The organism is Flammeovirga sp. OC4 (genome assembly GCF_000812565.1).
Lineage (GTDB): Bacteria > Bacteroidota > Bacteroidia > Cytophagales > Flammeovirgaceae > Flammeovirga.
In genome coordinates this window covers 33,354-47,771 of sequence record NZ_JTAM01000056.1, presented here as the reverse complement: position 1 = coordinate 47,771, position 14,418 = coordinate 33,354, and the positions used below count along the sequence as shown (strand labels likewise).

Below are 14,418 nucleotides of genomic sequence, written 5' to 3'. Positions count from 1 at the left end.
AAGAAAGAGGTTTGAAAGTAGAGTGTGATAAGCTCAAGTGTCAGTGAGTTAACAGCTTAGTTTACAGTGTATTTATAAGAATAATTAATTTTTTAAATAACAAGGAAATGAGAAAGACTATTATAGTTTCTTTTATAACTTTTTTCTTTTCTATCGGTTCTAGTGTAGCTCAAGATAGTGTGAAATTGAATGATAAAAAGGCGACTAAACCAACCAAAGCATTATACCAGCAATTACATGAGGTGTCAAATAAAAATCAGACCATTTTTGGACATCAAGATGACTTGGCTTATGGCTATCATTGGTGGGGTAACAATTCAGATGTGAAGCAAGTAGCAGGCGATTATCCAGGACTTTACGGTTGGGATATTGGTGAAATTGGAAACGAGAAAAACTTAGACGGAATTCCTTTTGCCGACATCAAAAGATATATTAAAGAAGCACATGGTAGAGGCGGTATTACCACTTTAAGCTGGCACATGGTCAACCTTAAGACAAAGACGAGTGCTTGGGACAAAACAAGCGTGGTGCATGAGATGTTCAAAGGTGGAAAATACCATGAAGAGTTTATCCAAAAGTTGGATTTAGTGGCTGATTTTTTAAATGATCTTGAAGTAGCTGGAGAGAAGATTCCAGTGCTATTCAGACCTTGGCACGAACACAATGGCTCATGGTTCTGGTGGGGTGGAAAAAATGTTTCCAAAGAAGATTATATCAAGTTGTGGCAGTTTACGGTGAAGTATTTAAGAGATAAGAAGAAAATTCATCATGTGGTTTATGTGTATTCTACAGACTCTTTTGAAACAGAAAAAATGTATTTAGACCGTTATCCAGGGGATGAATATGTAGATATTTTAGGTTTTGATGATTACGGTGCTTTCAGAAAAAATGCAGATGATGCAAGAGAAAAATGGATCATTAATGAGTTGGAAATCATCGCAAAATTAGCAGATCAAAAAGGAAAAGTTTGTGCTTTTACAGAAACAGGAATTGAAGCGATGGTAGATGACCACTTTTTTACAAAGAAACTTTTACCAATGCTGAATCACAATGAATGGACAAGAAAAGCGGCGTACGTGATGGTTTGGAGAAATGCTAACTACGAAAAGGAACAAAGAGATCATTTCTACGCACCATACAAAGGACACTCTTCAGCACCTGACTTTAAAAAGTTTACGGAAGATGAAAGCATTCTTTTAGAGTCAGATTTGAATAAAAAGAAATCAAAATAACCGGTAGGGGGGATTATGCAATTAGAAACTATTGATTTAGCCATCATCGGACTGTACTTATTGTCTACAGTGGTGATTGGTATTTACCTGAAGAAACAGGCTTCGAAAAACATGGAGTCTTATTTCTTAGGAGGAAATTCATTGCCGTGGTACTTACTCGGTTTATCCAATGCATCAGGAATGTTTGACATTTCAGGAACGATGTGGATGGTGTACTTATGTTTTGTCTACGGAATGAAAAGTGTTTGGATTCCATGGCTATGGCCAGCATTCAACCAAATATTTATGATGATTTATCTATCGATTTGGTTGCGTAGATCCAATGTATTGACAGGAGCAGAGTGGATCAGAACCCGTTTTGGTGATGGTCCTGGAGGAAAGCTTTCACACATGGTAGTCGTATTCTTTGCATTACTAAGCTGTTTAGGATTTTTATCTTACGGATTTATTGGAATAGGCAAGTTCATCGAAATCTTCATTCCATGGTCGTATGTTGGTCAATTTATTCCATTGGACTTAACGGCAGAGCAAGTGCCTTATGCCTACGGTATTTTATTTACAACAATTGCTACTTTTTATGTAGTAATGGGTGGAATGCTGTCGATTGTGTGGACTGACGTTTTACAATTTGGAATTATGACCGTGTCAGCGATTGTGATTGCAGGCATTGCGATGTACCAAGTCAACGCAGACACACTAATGGGTATGGTGCCCGAAGGCTGGAATTCTCCGTTCTTCAATTTTGATTTACACATGGACTGGTCAGCGTATATACCATCCGTAAACAGTAAAATAGAAAGTGATGGATTCACACCTTTCTCCATCTTCTTTATGATGATGCTTTTCAAAGGATTTTTCGCTTCAATGGCAGGTCCTGCACCGAATTTTGATATGCAAAAAGTCTTATCGACTAAATCACCAAAAGATGCGGCTAGAATGAGTGGATTTGTATCTGCCGTAATGTTCTTACCAAGGTATTTGATGATTGGTGGTTTTACCATCTTGGCAGTCGTGTATTTCAGTGGAGATATTAATCAAGCAGGAAGCGGTTTTGATTTTGAAAACATCTTACCGATGGCCATCAAAGAATTCGTGCCATCAGGCTTAATGGGATTATTATTAGCCGGTTTATTAGCCGCATTTATGTCCACTTTCGCCTCAACAGTCAACGCAGCACCGGCTTACTTGGTCAATGATATTTACCTAAGATATATCAATCCAGAGGCAAGCAGTAAACTACAAATGAGAGCGAGTTATATCATCTCTGCTGCAGTGGTGATTATCAGTACCATCATCGGTTTGTATGTGGAAAATATCAACTCAGTATTACAGTGGATCGTGTCGGCATTATACGGTGGATATATCGCAGCCAACTTCTTAAAATGGCACTGGTGGAGATTCAACGGACATGGTTTCTTCTGGGGAATGGCAGCAGGTATTGCCGCTTCAATGATCTTCCCGATTGTGTTTAAAGAGACCTTAGAACTGTATTACTTCCCAGTACTTTTTGCGGTATCATTAATCGGTTCAGTAGCTGGTACTTTATTGACAAAACCAACAGAAGAAAAAACATTGATCAACTTCTATAAGTCGGTGAGACCTTGGGGGTATTGGGGACCAATCAAAGAAAAGGTGATTGCTAAAGAACCAAATTTCAAACCCAATAAAGACTTTAAGAAAGATATGTTCAATGTAGTGATTGGTATCGTTTGGCAATCAATGCTCACCTTACTTCCACTTTACATCGTCATCAAAGAGGAAATGGGTATTGCTTCTACGGCTGCAATATTGATCATCACCACATTGATCTTGAAGAAAAACTGGTATGATAAGTTGCCAGAAGATCCTCAAGAAGTGCCTGAATCTATCGATGAAAAAGAATTAGCGGAGGCGAATTAGGCAGACAATCATTAGCCCATGTAATGGGTTGAAAATAAGTGATAGAAAACATTAAAGAAATAAAGAAAATAATACAATGAATTTTAGAGAGCAAGTAATCGGATTGATTGAAAAACAAGAAGCATTATTAAGCAAAACCAATCAACCTACAGAAGCTTATAATGGCATTTTCACAAAATATGAAAATCCAATTTTAACGGCAGCTCATACACCTATTGCATGGAGATTTGATTTAAATGAAGAAACAAATCCTTTCCTACAAGAGCGTATTGGAATGAATGCCACTTTCAATGCTGGAGCCATCCGTTTTAATGGAAAATATGTATTGATGGTCAGAGTAGAAGGTGTAGACAGAAAGTCATTTTTTGCAGTAGCAGAAAGCGATAATGGAATTGACAACTTCCGTTTTTGGGATAAGCCCGTATTAATGCCGGAAACAGAAGAACCTGATACAAACGTATACGACATGCGTCTAACACAACACGAAGATGGTTGGATTTACGGTATTTTCTGTACAGAAAGAAAAGATTCAAACGCACCTGCAAATGATACCTCATCAGCAGTAGCGGCGGCAGGAATTGTACGTACCAAAGACTTAGTCAACTTCGAACGCCTTCCTGATTTAATTTCTTACTCAGGTCAGCAAAGAAACGTGGTATTGCATCCTGAATTTGTAGACGGAAAATATGCGTTATACACTAGACCACAAGACGGGTTTATTGATACAGGTTCTGGTGGAGGAATCGCATGGGGATTGACGGATTCAATGGAGAATGCAGAAGTGAAAGAGGAGAGAGTGATTGAGCCAAAAATCTACCATACAATCAAAGAAGTGAAAAACGGACAAGGTCCCGCACCAATCAAAACTTCCGAAGGTTGGTTGCACCTGGCACATGGCGTAAGAAATACAGCGGCAGGACTTCGTTACGTACTTTATATGTTTATGACTTCACTAGAAGATCCAACAAAAGTAACACATCGCCCAGCTGGTCATTTCATCGCTCCACTAGGTGATGAGAGAGTAGGAGATGTATCCAACGTAGCCTTTGCCAATGGATGGATTGCCGATGAAAATGGTGAAGTAAAAATCTATTATGCATCATCAGACACAAGAATGCACGTAGCCACATCAACAATTGATCAATTAGTGGATTACTGCAAAAACACACCAGAAGACGGATACCGTTCAGTAACATCAGTACAAACCATCCATGACATGGTGGACAGAAACCAGAAGGTTTTGGATGAGGTAAAAGGTTTGATGGAAACGGTGACCGAATAGGTTGCCTGTAGGGGTAGACCTATGTGTCTACCCGTGGTTTATCACCTATGATTCACAAGTCATCAAATAAAAGGTTTATAGTATAGTTTAGAAGAAAGAGAGTGAGAAAGGAGCATAATTCCTTCCTCTCACTTCTCTTTAAAATCATACCACTCCCATGAACATAGAGGCATTCAAAATAGCATTAGAACAAGAACTAAAAGACGGAATACTCAAGTATTGGTTGGAAAACACAAAAGACACTAAAAATGGTGGATTCTTTGGGCAGATTTCTTATGACAATCAAGTCAATGAAAAGGCCGATAAGGGATCAATTATGCACGCCAGAATTTTATGGACTTTTGCATCAGCTTACAACCAATGCAACGACGAACATTACTTAGAGATGTGTGACTACGCTTATGATTATATCATCAAGCATTTTATCGACCATAAAAATGGTGGTGTTTATTGGATGTTGGATTACTTAGGAAATAAAGTAGACGGGAAAAAGCAGATCTATGCGATAGCATTTATGATTTATGCCTTTTCAGAATACGCACTAGCAAAAGGATCAAAAGAAGCATTGGGACTAGCCTTGGAATTATTTGAATCCATTGAAAAACATGCTTTTGATCAGGAGTTAAACGGATATTTTGAAGCCTTCTCAGAAGAATGGGAATTGATGGAAAACCTCAGGTTGAGCGATAAAGACAAAAATGAGAAAAAGACGAATAATACTCATCTGCATATTTTGGAAGCCTATACAACTTTGTATAGCGCTTCTAAAAGTGCTAAAGTCGGTCGACAATTAAGAAACTTAATTATCATCTTCTTAGATAAAATACTAGACCAAAATACTTATCATTTCAAACTGTTCTTTGATGAAAATTGGCAATTGAAATCGGATGAAATCAGCTATGGTCATGATATCGAAGGAGCATGGTTGTTACAGGAAGCGGCAGTCGCTTTAGGTGATGAAGCATTATTGGAAAAAGTGAAAGCTGTAGCGGTGAAAATCGCAGATGTAACCATGGCAGAAGGCATTGCTGAAGATGGTGCGATTGTCAATGAAGGAAATCCTTCAGGCATTACAGATACAGATAGACATTGGTGGCCACAAGTGGAAGCAATGGTCGGTTTTATCAATGCTTATGAAAATACACAAGAGGAAAAATACCTTAATGTAGCTCATGGATTATGGCAATACACTCAAGAACACATCATCAATAAGGAACATGGTGAATGGTGGTGGAGAGTGGATGAAAACAATGTTCCAAACCTAGAGGAAGATAAAGTAGGGCCTTGGAAAGCTCCTTATCATAATGGGAGAGCGTGTATTGAGGGGATGAAGCGATTTGAAAAAATAAAGAAAGTGCAAACCATTTAAGTACAAAAAATAGGATAAACTTTCGTGCACCATGACTGAAGTCATGGGCAGGTGATACAAACTCCAACAACACTAAAGTGATGTTTCCGTTTTCAACCTTCAAGACTTTAGTCTTGGTTAGGTTGCCTTATCACTTGCCCATAGTTTTAACTATGGTGCACGAAACACCTTTTGTACTTATCTGAAAGTGAGTTCAAAAAATAGAAAAGAAATGAAAAAACTAAATACATTATTACTGTTCCTCCTTCTTTTGGGCGCCTCATGTGTGAAGCAAACCAAGGAAGACGGAAATACGGCATTAAATAACTTTGTGACTATCCAAAATGGGGCTTTGGTGTTAAACGGGAGTCCCTACTATTTCATGGGTGCCAACTATTGGTATGGGATGAATATTGGAATGGAAAAAGAAGGAAACCGTCAACGTTTGATCAATGAATTAGATCAGATGAAAGCGATGGGAATTACGAACCTTAGAATTTTGGCGTCATCAGAAGGAGATGAAAACCAAGCATTCCAAGTGCATCCAACCATGCAGAGTGCCCCTGGAAAATACAATGAAGAAGTATTTGAAGGACTTGATTTTCTTTTGACAGAGATGAGAAAAAGAGAAATGAAGGCAGTGATGGTATTAAACAATTTCTGGACTTGGTCTGGAGGAATGCCACAATACCTTCAATGGGCAGGGAAAGGTGAGGTGCCTTATCCGCAGATCTCCAAAGAATGGGAGAAATTTACCGATTTTACTACTCAGTTTTATTCCAATGAAGAGGCCAACAAAATGTTTGAAGCACATTTGGAGGTATTGATTGGTAGGACAAACAGCATATCAGGTGTACAATATAAAGAAGACCCTACGATCATGTCTTGGCAGTTGAGCAACGAGCCAAGGGGATATAAAAAGGTCAATGAGTATAGACAATGGATCAAAAGAACAGCTAAATACATTAAAACCTTAGATACAAACCATTTAGTTTCCTTGGGATCAGAAGGAGATTCACCAGGACCCAATGCAGGAATCAATCTTTTAGGAGACAACGACATTTCAGAAATCGATTATTTGACAGTGCATATTTGGGCTCAAAACTGGCGTTGGTATAATCCAGATGAGCCCGAAAATACCATTGAAGATACAAAGCTGAAAGTCAAAAAATACCTTGATAAACATATCAAAGATGCTCAAAGATTAGGGAAGCCGGCAGTTTTGGAAGAATTCGGTATAGCAAGAGATAATAACGATTATTCTCCGAAAGCAACTACGATTTGGAGAGACAAATATTATCAATATGTTTTTGATTTGGTCTATCAATATGCTAAAAAAGAAGCACCAATTTTTGGGATGAATTTCTGGGCATATTCAGGAGAGGGAAGACCTACTCGACCAAAAGAATATTGGCAAAAAGGAGATGATTTTATCGGTGATCCTCCACATGAACCACAAGGTTGGTACGGAGTGTACGATAAGGATAAAAGTACTCAAGAAGTGATCAAAGAGTACGCTAAGAAAATGAATTCATTGACTACAATACAAGTAGCAGAAACCATAGAGCGATAATGAAAAGAAGCATAATTAGTGTAATAGCGGTTTATCTTGTTGCAGTAACTTCTTTTGTTTTTGCTCAAGAAAATAGATCTCCCAATGTCATCTTAATCTTAACTGATGATCAAGGTTGGGGCGATTTCTCACATACTGGAAACGAGTATTTATCTACGCCTCAGTTTGATCAAATGGCAAGTGAAAGTGCAGTTTTGAATCGCTTTTATGTCAGTCCCGTTTGTGCCCCAACGCGTGCGAGTGTATTGACAGGAAGATATCACCTCAGAACAGGTGTTTCATTTGTGACTAGAGGTAGAGAAAACATGAGGTCGGAGGAAGTGACCATTGCGGAAGTATTCAAAACTGCTGGATATACGACGGGTTGTTTTGGCAAATGGCACAATGGAGCACATTATCCAGAAAATCCACAAGGGCAGGGCTTTGACACTTTCCTGGGATTTACTTCGGGACATTGGAGCAACTACTTTGATACGGAATTAGAGTACAATGGTGAAATGATTCCAACGGAAGGATACATCACTGATGTTTTGACGGATGCGACTTTAGATTTTATCGAAAAAAATAAAGAAAAACCCTTCTTTGCTTTTGTCCCTTTTAATGCCCCCCACACCCCATATCAAGTTCCAGACAAGTACTATGATATGTACAAGGACATTGATTTTGGTTATGGCGAAAAGCAAAATAAAAAAATCGCCACCATCTATGGAATGTGTAAAAATGTAGATGATAACCTCGGCAGAATTCGTCAATATCTTAAGGAAAATAACTTAGAAGAAAACACCATTCTTTTATTCCTAACTGACAACGGCCCTCAGGGGGAACGTTATAATGGACCTTGGAGAGGAGGAAAAGCTTCTATTCATGAAGGTGGTTCGTTGGTGCCTTGTACGATTCAATGGAAAGGGAAAATTCCAACGGATAACAAACAAGCCTTGACAGCACATATTGATTTGATGCCAACACTTTTAGGTTTGACAGGAATTGAAAAGCCAAAAGAGGTAGTGTTTGATGGGGTTGATTTGAGTGATTACTTATTGGAAAATAAAGCACCTACTTCAAGAAAGTTATACACTCATATGACGGGGTTTGAAATCACGGCAGACAGAGGAGCTGTAAGAGAAGGAGATTTTAGATATACCAAAGAATACGATGAGACAGGCTTATATAATTTAAAAGATGATCCCTCTCAAGAGCATGATTTGCAATCGCAACTACCAGAGAAAGCCAAGGAGATGAAAGAGGCTTTTGAAACTTGGTACACTGATGTGACTTCTGCTGGATTCACGGATTTAAGAATCCCGATGGGTTATAAAGAAAGCCCTAGAGTAGTGTTAGCCGTTCATGAAAGTAGTGGACAAGGTGACTTAAAATTTAAAGCTAATAAAAACGGATGGGCCCATGATTGGTATTTGATTAATGGAAATGCTACAATCCAATGGCCTATTGATGTACAAGCCCTATCTACTTATAAACTGTCACTTAAATACGCTGGGAAAGCTGTAAAAGGAGATATTATTGAGGTCACTTTCGGAGATAAAGTGATCAAGAAAAAGATCAAAAAGAACTTTACCCCAACAGCACTTCCTACTCCCGATAGAGTCATGAGAGAACAAGAAGCCAAGGAACAAACTTGGGGAATTTTGGACCTAGGAAAAGTTCAACTTCAAAAAGGAGAAGCTTCTACTTGTACTTTGAAGATCCATAAAAAGGGAAAGGGAGTTTTAGAAGTAAAAGAGATTATCACAAGGTTGGAAAAGGCTTTATAAACTCTTTATACCAAGAGTACCTGTAAAAAATGAAGATGGCAATTGCTTGAAAAGATAAAGATGGGTTTGTGCGACATTTTAATTTGAAATTTAAATCTAAGATATCATGTATAAATATTTAATTTTTCTTTTAATCGGAATCACGAGTTGCTTACCAGTAGAATCATCAGACACTGATAAGGGGAAAGAAAATCTAGCAGAGTCAGTTTCTCGTCCCGAATACAATACCTCAAAAGGCTTTTTTATCAAAGATGGAAAATTGTACGATGCCAACGGAGTAGAGTTTATTCCAAGAGGAGTCAACAACAGTCACTTTTGGTTTGACAACAGAGATAGAAACTGGGCTTTGAATGCCTTAAGTGCCATCGCTGACTATCATTCCAATTCAGTAAGATTGGTATGGCAAACGAACTATGATCGTAAAAAATGGAATAATGTTGTGGAGAAAAAGCAATTGAAAACCATGATCAAGACATGTCTAAATAACGGCATGATACCAATGCTTGAATTACATGATGCAACGGGTAATGAAGATGCAGATAAATTATTGTCATTGGCAAAGTTTTATGTCAGACCGGAGATCAAAAAAATATTGATGGAATTTGAAGAGACTCTGATGATTAATATCGCGAACGAATGGAGTGGAAAAGGTGAAGTCTACAGAGATTCTTACAAGAAAGCGATTGCAATTATGAGAGAGGCAGGTTTGAAACATACAATTGTAATTGATGGAAATGGTTGGGGACAAAATATAGAGTCCATCTTTGAATACGGTCAAGAGATTTTGGATTCAGATCCTGAAAAAAATATTCTTTTCTCAGTCCATATGTATGAAATGTACAGAGAGAAAAAGACCATTACTGAAAGACTTGAAAAAGCTTCTGAAATGAAACTTCCGTTGATTGTAGGTGAGTTTGGTTTTCAACATGGAGAAGATGAGGAAAAAGTGCCTTATCAGATTCCATTCCAACATATTTTATCGGAATGCGAACGCTTAGGCTTTGGTTGGTATGCTTGGTCGTGGAAAGGAAATTCTAAAGGAGTGGAGTACTTGGATCTTTCTAAAGATTGGGAAGGAAAGGAATTATCAGAATGGGGTGATGCCATTGTTAATGATAAAAATGGCCTTCGAAATACCTCAAAAAAGGCATCGGTGATGCATTAAAAGTGTTTCGTGCACCATAGTTAAAACTATGGGCAAGTGATACACAACCTTATCAAGACTAAAGTCTTGAAGGTTGAAAACGAAAGCAACACTTCAGTGTTGGTGGAGTTTGTATCACCTGCCCATGACTTCAGTCATGGTGCCCAAACCATATAGAAACTAGCACACATTTAAATATTGAAATGAATTACTTATTAACAACACTTACATTACTGTTTTTTACTTTTCACTCATTTGCACTAGAAAAAGAGTTCCATCATATTTCTGAATTATCTGGACTGACCAATAAGGTCGTCAAAAATATATACAGAGATAAGAAAGGTTTTTTGTGGCTAGGAACACAAAATGGTTTACATCGCTATGATGGGTACCAGATGAAAGTCTACAGATCCAAACCGGATCAGACCAATTCATTATCAAGTAATGATATCAATGTGATTTTCGAAGATGACCAAGAGCATTTGTGGGTGGGTACTACTACAAACCTACATCGGCTGAATGAAGATGGTGAACATTTTACAAGGGTCTTTTCAAAATCACCCCTAAACAAATCTAACTTCTCATTTGAAATCACTTCTATTCTCCAAAGTAAAGACGGTCACATTTGGGTAGGAACCAAAAGGGCAGGTCTATTTGAATTGGATCGAAAGGGAAACATCATTCAAAATATATTAAGTACAGAAGAAAACCCTTATTTGGGGACAATAACAGCATTAGTTGAAGATCATGATGGTAATCTTTGGATTGGACACAATGACCTTCAATTGACTGTTTATGATAAAAAAACGAATACTTTCTCCAATGTTTTTTTAGAGAAAGAGGAGTCTTTTTATGCTGAGAACAAGGCAAGTAGTATCACCAAAATGGCATTGACGGACAATAAAAAGATACTGGTAGGAACGCTCCAAAATGGTTTGTTTTTAGTAGAACCGAATAATAAAAAAGTCAATTATTTACTGCCTACCAATAAAGCCTTAAAACATCCTAGTGTAAAAGATATTGTAATCGATCATTTTCAAAATATTTGGATTGCATCTTCAGACGGATTGCATTTACTCTCCTCTTTTAATTACCAAGTGATCAGTGTTTTCAGAAATAGTGATTTGAAAGAGAATAGTATCGCTTCCAATGGCGTATTATCGTTACACTATGATCAGCAAAATATATTGTGGTGCGGGTTTTATGGAGATGGTGTTGATTATATAGAACCGAACTATAAAAAATTCAGAACCTTCCGAAGAGAGGTGATGAACTATAATAGTTTAAATCATGAAACAGTACAATCTATTTTAGAAGACAGCAGGGGTAATCTTTGGTTCGGAACTAGAGAAGGAAGCATCTCTAAATTGGATCAAAAAAACAATCGCTATGAACATTTTAAACCTGAAGATGGTAATCCTCATAAATTACAGAAACGCTCAATTCTTGCAATTTCGGAGGATCGACAAGGGACGATTTGGATTGGTTCTTACTTGGGAGGATTGTCAAAATTGGACCTTAAAACTAAGTCGGTAAAAACCTATAAAAACAATCCTTTGGATGGGGAAAGCCTTCCTCATGATGATGTGAGATTTATTTATGAGGATAGTAAAAAACAGCTTTGGGTGGCAACCAATGGAGGTGGATTAGCTTTGTTTGATAGAAAAAAAGAAACGTTTCGTGTGTTTTCAAGAGAAAATACAAAAGGGCATGGATCATTAGCGAGTAATTGGGTGCTCAATGTATTTGAAGATTCAAGAGGTTGGATTTGGGTTGGGACTTACGGTGGACTTTCAATCTACTATCCTGATGAAAACAGTTGGGTGAGTTTTAACCATAAAAAAAAGGATAATAATTCTTTGGCCCACAATTGGATTTATTCTATTCATGAAAGCAAAGAGGGGGCAATGTGGATCGGTTCAGCAGGAGGCTTAAATAAAATTTCAAAAGATAAATTAAAGCATCCGATTACAGGCTACCATAAAGGTTTGATGACACGATTTTCCGAAAAAGAAGGACTGATGAGCAATGCTGTTCATGGCATTTTGGAAGATGAAAGTAATAACCTTTGGATAAGTTCAAACACCGGAATTTCGAAGTTTAATATCAAAGAAGAGACCTTCAAACATTTTACAAAAGAAGACGGATTACAAGGGAATCAGTTTAATCCAATGGCCTATTGCAAGACTAGGGATGGTGAGTTGATCTTTGGAGGAACAAATGGAGCCAATGCCTTTTTCCCAAAAGAGATCCGAACCAATCTTTTCAAACCCAATGTCATTTTGACCAACTTCTCTATTTTTAATCGAGAAGTTCTTCCTGATTCAAGCACTTCAGTACTGAAAAAGAGCATTACCAATACATCAGAAATTCTATTGAATCATTATCAAAATGTGATCACTTTTAGTTTTGTGTCTTTGAACATGATCAACCCCGAGAAAAATGAGTACGCCTACATCATGGAGGGGTTTGATAAAGACTGGAATTATGTGGGAAGAAAAAGAGAAGCGATTTATACCAACTTGGACCCTGGAGAGTATATTTTCAGAGTGAAGGGAACGAATAATGATGGACTTTGGAATGAACAAGGGCAAGAAGTATTGTTGGTCATTCAACCTCCATATTGGCAAACGTGGTGGTTTAGACTGTTGGTTTTGGTGATACTTTTGGTCACAATAATTGTTGGGTATCGATGGAAAGTTCGCTCTTATAAAAAAGAGCAACAAGCACTAGAGAAAATCGTAAAGGACAGAACACATGAGTTGGCAGAAAAGAATAATGACCTTGTGGAAATCAATAATGAGGTACAACAACAGGCTGAAAAGTTGGAAAAACAAAGAGACGATTTGTCGACTACCAACAAATTAATTTCAGATAGAAATAAGGACCTGAAAGAAAAGAATGATAAGATTTCAAACCTTGTAGACCAACTCCAAAAAGCCAACGGGGAGATCGTTTCAAAGAATAGACACATTACTGACTCTATCCGTTATGCTCAAACCATGCAAGAGGCGATATTACCGATCAAGGAGTCGTATGACTTTTTCTTTCGAAACCATTTTATTATTTTCAAACCAAAGGACATCGTCTCGGGAGATTTTTATTGGGTAAGTGCAAAGGATGATCAAAATAGACTTTTTATCGCAGTGGTGGATTGTACTGGACATGGTGTTCCTGGTGCATTTATGTCGATGATTGGTGTTTCATTATTGAATAAAATTGTCAATGAATACAATATCGAAACCCCTTCAGAAATATTAAAGCACTTAGATGAAGGCATTCGCAAAGCCTTGAAGCAAGAGCAATCTAAGAACATGGATGGAATGGATTTGAGTGTGGTCAGAATTGATAAAAAAGAGAATATTGAATTATGTTTTGCATCTGCCAAAGGTTCCATGTTTTTGTATTCTTCTAATGACGAGGAATTGAAGAGAGTTGTAGGAGACAAGAAATCGATTGGTGGAAAATTGAGGAAGAAGGATATCAAATTCACTGATCAGTTTTTCCAACTACAACAAGGAGATCGATTTTATATGCTGACTGATGGTTACATTGACCAATGTGATATTGACAGGAAAAAGTTTGGAACCGTGAAATTTGAAAAGATCCTTTCCCAAACAATCAAGTTGCATTTTGATAAACAGTACAAATTGTTATTGGACGTATTAAGAATACATCAAGGAAAAGAAGAACAACGGGACGATATAACTATTTTAGGGTTTGAAATATAAGTATTAGGAAAAAAGTGATTGAACTTTTTTAGGTAAGAGGTATGAATTCCCTAAAAAATATCCTTTTTCTTCTTTCCATGTACTAAAAGATTGTAAACTAAGTTTTCAACTATTTATTAGATTTAGAAATCGGGAGATTTCTGCTGATCTTTAGGACACGAATGACGCTAGCGCTTAACATTCGCGCCAGTGGACCTTCTACCTAATTCGTTTGGTAGTACTACCCCGGCCTTGAAGGGAAAAGCGTTAAGAATTTCATGTATTGAGCCGTTAAAAATGATTTTGTTGTTTGAGCGCAGCGAGTTTAAAATCATTTAGGCGAGAGGAATGGAATTTAGCTTTTGACTTCTAAGCCTTGACTTTTTTGCTTCGTTTTTGTGTTAAGACAAAAATGAAGAATAAGGAAGTTTGAAAGTAGACCCTATAAATGCTTGTAGAAA

The 14,418-nt window shown here is 37.4% G+C and carries 8 protein-coding genes; all 8 read left to right on the top strand.

From position 1 onward, the window contains the following. The first annotated feature begins 107 nt into the window (after window positions 1-107). A complete protein-coding gene (locus tag PL77_RS22480; RefSeq protein ID WP_044210536.1) occupies window positions 108-1,232 on the top strand; it encodes a glycoside hydrolase family 26 protein in 1,125 nt (374 codons plus the stop codon). Between the two features lie 15 nt (window positions 1,233-1,247). Beyond that, window positions 1,248-3,131 carry a sodium:solute symporter family protein gene (locus tag PL77_RS22475; protein WP_044210533.1) on the top strand — a complete coding sequence of 628 codons (1,884 nt, stop codon included), beginning with the start codon at window positions 1,248-1,250 and terminating at the stop codon, window positions 3,129-3,131. Window positions 3,132-3,207: 76 nt separating this feature from the next. Continuing rightward, window positions 3,208-4,413 (top strand): glycoside hydrolase family 130 protein, encoded by a 1,206-nt coding sequence (locus PL77_RS22470; protein ID WP_044210531.1) that lies wholly within the window; start codon window positions 3,208-3,210, stop codon window positions 4,411-4,413. Between the two features lie 157 nt (window positions 4,414-4,570). Beyond that, the gene (locus PL77_RS22465) at window positions 4,571-5,782 is read left to right on the top strand and encodes an AGE family epimerase/isomerase (protein ID WP_044210528.1); all 1,212 of its coding nucleotides are present in this window, start codon (window positions 4,571-4,573) and stop codon (window positions 5,780-5,782) included. 211 nt (window positions 5,783-5,993) lie between these two features. Then, the gene (locus tag PL77_RS22460; RefSeq protein WP_044210525.1) at window positions 5,994-7,334 is read left to right on the top strand and encodes a glycoside hydrolase family 2 TIM barrel-domain containing protein; all 1,341 of its coding nucleotides are present in this window, start codon (window positions 5,994-5,996) and stop codon (window positions 7,332-7,334) included. Continuing rightward, complete coding sequence (locus PL77_RS22455; protein ID WP_052444647.1) at window positions 7,334-9,103, top strand: arylsulfatase; 1,770 nt, start codon at window positions 7,334-7,336, stop codon at window positions 9,101-9,103. The genes PL77_RS22460 and PL77_RS22455 overlap by 1 nt, the downstream gene beginning before the upstream one ends. 106 nt (window positions 9,104-9,209) lie before the next feature. Then, window positions 9,210-10,268 (top strand): cellulase family glycosylhydrolase, encoded by a 1,059-nt coding sequence (locus PL77_RS22450; protein ID WP_052444646.1) that lies wholly within the window; start codon window positions 9,210-9,212, stop codon window positions 10,266-10,268. 182 nt (window positions 10,269-10,450) lie between these two features. Next, window positions 10,451-13,978 (top strand): two-component regulator propeller domain-containing protein, encoded by a 3,528-nt coding sequence (locus PL77_RS22445; RefSeq protein WP_044210523.1) that lies wholly within the window; start codon window positions 10,451-10,453, stop codon window positions 13,976-13,978. The last annotated feature ends 440 nt before the right edge of the window (window positions 13,979-14,418 follow it).